Annotated in this window: 2 protein-coding genes; both read right to left on the bottom strand. The window is 35.4% G+C overall.

All coding sequences use genetic code 11. The annotated features are described in order from the left end of the window. On the bottom strand, window positions 1-695 hold a 695-nt coding region (locus CUN85_RS12840), incomplete at its 3' end, for a transposase (RefSeq protein ID WP_135390698.1). Next, window positions 692-1,093: IS200/IS605 family transposase (tnpA, locus tag CUN85_RS12835; protein ID WP_135390697.1), on the bottom strand; the 402-nt coding region annotated here is incomplete at its 5' end. The genes tnpA and CUN85_RS12840, both read right to left, overlap by 4 nt.

Genomic DNA, 1,093 nt, shown 5'->3' with positions numbered 1-1,093 from the left:
TTATTACGGATACCTTTGAGTTCTTCGAGCTTGATTCCGTAGCCATTTTCATAGGCATTATCCACTATTTTCTTGCTGATTTTGTGGTTAATATCACGGACAATTCTACTTTCACGGTTTTTTAGTTGCTTTACCTTTCTGTACTTACCTATTTTTTGTAGATTTTTACGAATGTGTTTGTATTTTTCATGAATATGTTGTCCTGATTTACCTAACTTCATTATCTTTCCAGTATCAGTAGATGCTACTACTGCTACATGACCTGTAGTGTTTCGGTCTACTCCTAACCATTCTGTAGCTTCGTATTCCGAATTTTCTTTGTGGGTCACAGAAACATAAAGATATTCGTTATCCACTTCAATCTGATTAATAGTGTCGAAGTAGATAGGGATTTCATGTTTAAGTTCAAGTTTCAATGATGTTATTTTGATAATCTGTGTTACAGGGTCATACTGGATTCCTTGATTGGGAATTGTTAGCTTGACCTTATTGACACGTTTTATATTTCGATTGCGCCCGTATTTACGGACAATTTGGTTACTTATCACGGATTTTAACCCGAAATGTTTTACATCTTTAGAACTGAATTTAGCAGAATGTGGATGATGCTCTACTACATATTGGGCTACTTGTTTAGCCTTGCTGAGTTCATCGGAAAAGTCTCGATGATGTTTGACTTTGTAGGTGAGTATCATTTGTTTTTCTGTTCCTCGATGTATTTTTTTACCGTTGCTTCCGAAATATGGCCCACTGATTCGCAGTAGTAGCTACGAGTCCATAATGTCGGTAGTCTGGTTCTCATTTCTGAAAATTCTTGTCTTAAAATGCGAGATGTATAAGCTTTCAATTGTTGAACAATCCAATGAGGACTCATTGTGGGATTAGCCTTTACAAATAAATGAACGTGGTCGGGCATTATTTCCATTTTTTCTATGGATATTCCGATTTTATCTGCTTTATCTTGTAGAAGCTCTTTTAAACGTGCCTCAATCTCATTTTCTAAAACATTTCGTCTATATTTAGAACACCATATTAAATGAAAACCGATGTTATACACTGTTGTATTGCTATGTTTCCATCGTTCTGTTGCCAT

Source organism: Methanolobus halotolerans, from assembly GCF_004745425.1.
Lineage (GTDB): Archaea > Halobacteriota > Methanosarcinia > Methanosarcinales > Methanosarcinaceae > Methanolobus > Methanolobus halotolerans.
This window is presented reverse-complemented; position numbering and strand designations above follow the sequence as displayed.